Origin of the sequence: Endozoicomonas sp. YOMI1, assembly GCF_024606345.1 — a bacterium.
GTDB lineage: Bacteria > Pseudomonadota > Gammaproteobacteria > Pseudomonadales > Endozoicomonadaceae > Endozoicomonas.
This window is the reverse complement of record NZ_JAHHPM010000549.1, coordinates 1-6,974: the sequence shown is the minus strand read 5'-3', so window position 1 is coordinate 6,974 and position 6,974 is coordinate 1. Positions and strand designations below refer to the sequence as shown.

The 6,974-nt window shown below is 51.2% G+C and carries 5 protein-coding genes; all 5 read right to left on the bottom strand.

Going from position 1 to position 6,974, the window contains the following annotated elements; genetic code table 11:
* Window positions 1-542: hypothetical protein (locus KDK15_RS19520; RefSeq protein WP_257297070.1), on the bottom strand; the 542-nt coding region annotated here is incomplete at its 3' end.
* A 149-nt stretch (window positions 543-691) separates the two neighbouring features.
* Window positions 692-2,092, bottom strand: coding sequence for a Re/Si-specific NAD(P)(+) transhydrogenase subunit beta (gene pntB / locus KDK15_RS19515; protein WP_257297069.1), 1,401 nt, complete (start codon window positions 2,090-2,092; stop codon window positions 692-694).
* Between the two features lie 15 nt (window positions 2,093-2,107).
* Complete coding sequence (locus tag KDK15_RS19510) at window positions 2,108-3,652, bottom strand: Re/Si-specific NAD(P)(+) transhydrogenase subunit alpha (protein ID WP_257297068.1); 1,545 nt, start codon at window positions 3,650-3,652, stop codon at window positions 2,108-2,110.
* Window positions 3,653-4,187: 535 nt separating this feature from the next.
* Window positions 4,188-5,696 carry a glycerol kinase GlpK gene (gene glpK / locus KDK15_RS19505; RefSeq protein WP_257297067.1) on the bottom strand — a complete coding sequence of 503 codons (1,509 nt, stop codon included), beginning with the start codon at window positions 5,694-5,696 and terminating at the stop codon, window positions 4,188-4,190.
* A gap of 81 nt (window positions 5,697-5,777) precedes the next feature.
* Window positions 5,778-6,596, bottom strand: coding sequence for an MIP/aquaporin family protein (locus KDK15_RS19500; protein ID WP_257297066.1), 819 nt, complete (start codon window positions 6,594-6,596; stop codon window positions 5,778-5,780).
* Window positions 6,597-6,974 lie beyond the last annotated feature (378 nt).

Sequence of the window (6,974 nt, the reverse complement as noted above, 5' to 3'; positions counted from 1 at the left end):
GTGAGTGTCCTTTCCTGCTGTGAACTTGATCTTGATAGCACTGGCGATGGCGTTGTCGGAGCCTGCGGCGCAGTAGATGTATTTTTCAGCTGAGAGCTTGATTGCGTTGGTGTTGGCGTCGGTTTTGCAGAACTGGTCGATTGCGAGGTTGAGGCAGCAGTGCCGGTTGGTTCTTTACTGTTTTCAAGGTTGTGGTCTTGCGTCGCCTGGCCCCCACAACCCGGCAGGCTGGCCAGCGCCAGACAGGCCATGGCCACCTGGTTAATGGTATTGAAATAGCTATTGGCGGGTATGGCTTTCTGGGCCAGACGCAAAGCCAGCTCTTTAGGTTGAATCTTCAATTGTATCCATGGGCTACCTGGCTGATCTGGCAGATCAGTCTGTTGCCCGGGATCAAAGTCAGGATGAAAGGACTTAGCCAATGTCTTACTGACATTCCAGAAACCCGACCAGCCCGAACCCTCCGGGCTATGGCCGCTATCAGTGGCAGCCGAGTCAGATGGTGCAGTCATGGTTACGCAGGAAGTGAGTACAGGGGTCATTTCATTGCTTCCGGGTCACAGGATTCGGAATACAAATGTAGATGTAAATAAGAATGATTTTTTTATTTTTAGCAGTACCGGGATTACTGAGAGTTCTTGCCAGGAATATTTCAGACTGACAGCGTTTGCTGCCAGCCTGGGAGGGAATATCAGAACTGTTTGAGAATCTGCTCAACACTGTCGGTTGCATCACCAAACAGCATACGGCTGTTCTCACGGAAGAACAGTGGATTCTGAACACCCGCATAGCCGGTAGCCATTGAGCGTTTGAATACGATCACTTCTCCGGCTTCCCAAACCCGCAATACCGGCATGCCGGCAATGGGGCTGTTGGGATCTTCGGCGGCCGCCGGGTTCACCGTGTCGTTGGCACCGATCACCAGAACCGTGTCGGTATCGGCAAAGTCATCATTGATTTCATCCATCTCTTCCACGATGTCATAAGGCACTTTTGCCTCTGCCAGCAGTACATTCATATGACCCGGCAGCCGACCGGCAACCGGGTGGATACCAAAACGAATGTTGATACCACGGTCCCGCAGCTTATTGACCAGATCACGAACCGGGTGCTGAGCCTGGGCAACCGCCATACCATAGCCAGGCGTGATAATGACACTGGAGGCGTTCTTCAGCCGTTCCGCAACGTCTTCTGCACTGACTTCCGTATACTCACCCTGATCACCACCGTCGACGATAGTCCCTTCTTTGATACCAAAGCCCCCCAGAATCACCGAAATAAACGAACGATTCATGGCCCTGCACATCAGGTAAGAGAGAATGGCACCGGAAGAACCCACCATGGCACCGGTAATGATCAGCAGGTTGTTGCCCAGCATAAAGCCAGTCATGGCAGCCGCCAGACCTGAGTAGGCGTTAAGCATGGATACCACCACCGGCATATCGGCACCGCCAATACCCAGCACCAGGGTTACACCAAAGGCAAATGCCAGGAGGGTGACCAGCACCAGCGCCAGAATACTGTGCTGCTGTACATACACAACCCCCATCAAAACCGCCAGGCCAAGGATGGCCAGGTTGGTCCAGTGCTTACCGGGCAGTGATACAGGACGGCTGGAAATCTTGCCATGTAGCTTCAACGCCGCCACCACCGAGCCACTGAACGTCACCGCACCAATAATAATCCCGATAAAGATTTCACAGCTGTGAATCAACTGCTCAGACGACATCACCAGGTCTTTAAACTGACCTACCAGTGAGTCATTTATTTCCAGCGCACTGGAAAAACCAATCAGTACGGCCGCCAGACCACCAAAGCCGTTCAGAATGGCCACCAGCTGTGGCATCTCCGTCATCTGGACCTTAATCGCCAGGTAGAGGCCAACACCCGCACCCACCATCATGCAAATTGTTACCAGGGTAATACCGGCAATATGGGCATGAGCCAGGGTTGCCAGAACGGCAACCACCATACCGGTGATGCCATAGATATTGCCGTTTTTTGCCGTATCCTGTCGGCTAAGCCCGGCCAGGCTCATAACAAACATCAATGCAGCGAGCAGATAAGCCGCTACCAGTAATCCTTCAGACATTGCGAGCGACTCCTGTTAATCCAGACGGAACATCTTGAGCATCCGCTGGGTAACAGCGAATCCACCAACAATATTGATGACGGCGACCGTGATGGCGATACCCGACAGTGCAAGTACAATATTGTTGTCACTGCCCATCTGGACCAGGCCACCAACCACCACAATGCCACTGATGGCGTTGGTGACACTCATCAATGGCGTATGCAGCGCAGACGTCACATTCCAGATAACGTAATAGCCGACGATGGAAGCGAGGACAAAAACGGTGAAATGTTCCAGGAAACTGCTGGGGGCAGCGTTAGCCACACAACCAAAGAGAACAGCGCCGACAGCCATCAGCACCGGCTTCAGCCAGGGTTTGGACTTTGCTTCTTGCTCAGGCTCTTTAGCCACAACCGGTTCAGGCCTGGCAGCCGGGGCAGCACTGACTTTCACCGGGGGTGGCGGCCAGGTGATGCTGCCGTCACGGATCACGGTCAGACCACGGATAACTTCATCATCAAAGTTGATATCAATCTGTCCATCCTTGTTTGGACAGAGCAGTTTCAGCAGATTAACCAGATTAGTGCCGTACAGTTGCGATGACTGGGTAGGCAGACGACTCGGCAGATCGGTATAACCGATCACTTTTACGCCATGGGCGACGGTGATCTGATCCTTGACGGTGCATGCACAGTTACCACCGGTCTGGGCAGCCAGATCGACAATAACACTGCCGGGCTTCATGGCCTTGACCATGTCTTCGGTGATCAGCTTTGGTGCCGGTTTACCGGGAATAAGCGCCGTGGTGATGATGATATCAACTTCTCGGGCCTGCGCCATAAAGAGCGCCATCTCGGCATCAATAAAGGCCTGGCTCATCTCTTTCGCATAACCATCGGAAGAGTCCTGTTGTTCTTCCTCTTCCGGTGAAAAGACCAGCTCAAGGAACTCGGCCCCCATACTCTCAACCTGCTCTTTGACTTCAGGCCGGGTATCGAATGCACGCACAATGGCACCCATGCTGCCCGCTGCACCCAGGGCAGCCAGGCCAGCAACACCGGCACCAATGACCAGTACCCTGGCAGGCGGAATTTTACCGGCCGCGGTGATCTGACCATTAAAGAAGCGGCCAAACTCGTGGGATGCCTCAACCACCGCACGATAGCCACCGATATTGGCCATTGAACTCAGGGCATCCAGAGACTGTGAGCGCGACAGGCGCGGTACGCTGTCCATTGCCAGAATGTTCACATTACGCTGGCTGAGCTTATTCATCAGCGCTTCATTCTGGGCAGGCCAGATGAAGCTGGCCAGGGTAGCGCCATCTTTCAGCAGTGCAATTTCATCATCAATGGGCGCGTTCACCTTGAGAATAATGTCTGAATTCCAGACCTCATCACGATCAACGGCCCGGGCACCAGCCTGAGTGAATGCTTCATCCTCAAAGCTGGCTTTTACCCCTGCACCTCGTTCAACGACGACGTCAAAACCGAGCTTCTGCAACTTACCCACGGTATCGGGCGTTGCAGCAACGCGATTCTCGTTTTCCTGGACCTCTCCAGGGATCCCTATGCGCATAACGGTCACCGGAAGCTAAATTAATAGACTTTTCGTTCAGTGCATCAGCACCCAGCGCTTCTGAACCGGATAAAAGCACCAGCGGGTACCTTATATTTGTCAGTTCAGAATGCTGACCCCAATCAAAACTGCTGGAACTTTTACTGTGAAAACGACCGATATTCTTACCTGATTTGAACGTTGACAAGATCACAGGAACCAGCAACACACGACATCATTCTCACAGCAAAAATTCAGGCTGATTGAGCTGTTTCATAAGATGGAAACCCCTCTCATAAATCAGGGCAGACATAGTAAGTGATTTTTTGACAAAGTGGTAATTAACAGCGCTTGTTGGTGGGATTACCTGTTTACTGAACCTGGGGTGCTGTGTGGGTATTAGCGCTTTTCTGCACTACGATAGTGTATGTCTTTCACCAAACGCCGCATTAAACATTGGCTAAAGCAGTGCTCACTGCATCCACCAATGTCGGATGATAATTTGGCTTCAGGGCTCAGGGTAGCAAACGCACCCTGAGCCTGAGGACGCTGCCGTTTATTCCTGATCTTCCCATTTCAGGCTGCGTTCTACCGCTTTCTTCCAGCCTTTGTACAACCCTGTGCGCTGTTCATCATCCATCACCGGAGTATAAACACGATCAACGCCAACCTTGTCCTTAAGCTCATCAATGCTTTTCCAGAAGCCAACGGCAAGACCTGCCAGATAAGCGGAACCCGCTGCTGTTGACTCAGTCACCGTCGGACGAACCACTTCCTTATTCAAAATGTCTGACTGGAACTGCATCAGGAAGTTATTGGCAACGGCACCACCATCAACATGCAGCTGTTTCATTTTGAAGCCAGCATCCTGCTGCATCGCTTCAATCAGATCACGGGATTGATAAGCAATGGCTTCCAGCGTCGCACGAACAATATGGTTACGGTTAGCGCCACGGGTCAGACCAAAAATGGCACCACGGGCATAAGGATCCCAGTATGGCGCTCCCAAACCAACAAAACCCGGCACCACATACACACCATTGGTGTCTTTTACTTTACTGGCAAAATATTCGGTATCCGCCGCATCACGAACCAGGCCAAGCTCATCGCGAAGCCACTGAACGGAAGCCCCGCCCATAAAGACAGCGCCTTCCAGGGCATAATGCACCTTGCCATCAATACCAAAGGCGATGGTCGTTAAAAGACCATTTTCAGACTTAACAGGTGTCTCACCGGTATTCATCAACAGGAAGCAGCCTGTGCCATAGGTATTTTTGGCCATGCCTTTTTCATGGCACATCTGGCCAAACAGGGCGGCCTGCTGGTCACCCGCCATGCCAGCCACCGGAATCCGTGTTCCACCTTTACCACCGATATTGGTCTTGCCATACACTTCCGAGCTGGACTTCACTTCAGGCAGCATGCTGCGTGGAATATCCAACGCCTTCAGGATGGTGTCATCCCACTCCAGGCGGTTGATATCAAACAGCATGGTGCGTGAAGCGTTGGTCACATCAGTCACATGGGCACGGCCATTGGTGAGCTTCCAGGTCAGCCAGGTATCCACGGTACCGAACAACAGGTCACCTTTCTCGGCACTTTCACGGGCACCTTCTACGTTATCAAGAATCCACTTGATTTTTGTGCCAGAGAAATAGGCGTCCAGAACCAGACCGGTGGTTTCACGGATATGGCTTTCCAGACCCGCTTTTTTTAATTGTTCGCAGATGTCCGTTGTACGACGGCACTGCCATACAATGGCGTTATAGACAGGCTGACCGGTATTTTTATCCCAGACAACGGTGGTTTCACGCTGATTGGTAATACCAAGAGCGGCCACCTCATCAGGTCGAATATTGGTTTTTGCCAGCACTTCGGTCAGAACCGAACTCTGGGTTGCCCAGATCTCCATTGGGTTGTGCTCAACCCAGCCGGGTTGAGGATAGTGCTGGGTAAACTCCCGCTGAGAAGTCCCTACAATTTCACCGTCATGGTTAAAAATGATGGCACGTGAACTGGTTGTACCCTGGTCAAGAGAAACAATGTATTTTTTTTCAGTGGTCATTCTGTTGTCCTTAATTCCATAACTGGCAGGTGGCCTTCCCCCTACCTTCTCACAAAACTGACAGAAAGCAGCTAATAACGATCAGACGGTTTTGATTTCACAACCAGGTGTTGCGCAGTCAACAGGCTCTACCTGTTTGCCAAGCACATTGATGTAAAGCCACGCACCGGTCATGGCACCACAGACAGGCGCAACAATCGGTACCCAGAAATAGGGGTTGGCTCGTGCACCCGTCAGCGCCACTTCGCCCCAGCCCGCAAAAAACGCAAAGAGTTTCGGGCCAAAATCCCGTGCCGGGTTCATGGCAAAACCGGTCAGAGGGCCGAAAGATGCACCGATAACAGCAATAAGAACACCGATGAGAAGGGCAGAAAGCGCACCGTTGGAAACACCATTATTTTCATCACCGATAGCCAGAATTCCGCCCATGAGCACAGCGGTGATGACAAACTCGACAGCGAAGGCCTGCAGGTTAGTCAGTGCCGGGTTTGCATAAGTCGAGAAAATACCCGCTGTGGCCAGACTCTCCTCAGAGCCACGAATAATATGATGGGTCAACTCATAATCAGCGAATAAGCCACTGTACAGCAAGTAAACCAGAGCCGCAGAACAGAAAGCACCCAACACCTGGGCAACAATAAAGGGAATGACCTTTTGCTTGTCGAAGCCTTTAAAAACAGTTAATGCAAGCGTAACGGCCGGATTCAGGTGAGCGCCGGAAATGCCGCCGGTAACATAAATGGCAATGGCAACACCAAGACCCCAGACGATGGATACTTCCCACTGGCCAAAATCAACACCACCCAGAACGAGAGCCGCTACACACCCCACACCAAAGAAAATAAGAAGCCCTGTGCCAATAAACTCGGCAAGACATTCCCCAAGCAATGATTTTCTCATAATGGCTACTTCCATCTGCTTCACGCAGGTCAATATTTATTAATTTAGGCATAGTCGTTTATTAAAAATAAAGAACTCAACCAATGCCTTCTTGTCGACAAAATCTTGCAAACAAAAACAAACTTTATCAATCCTGAAAGATTGATATGAGTCAAGCAATTGTCGGAAAAGACAGCCAACCTCGGAAAATACTCAAAAAAACAATTAACCGAACAACATTTCTTAACATGCGCATCATGAAATTCGATTAACCACTAAGAAGAAATTGTTCCGCAATAAATTTCGCATCTGACTGAGACCAGTTAAGGCCGCTACCCGCTTCCCGCAAAAGCACAAGCGGCCTGTCTTTTTCGGGCAGCGGGCGGCGCTTTTTGTATG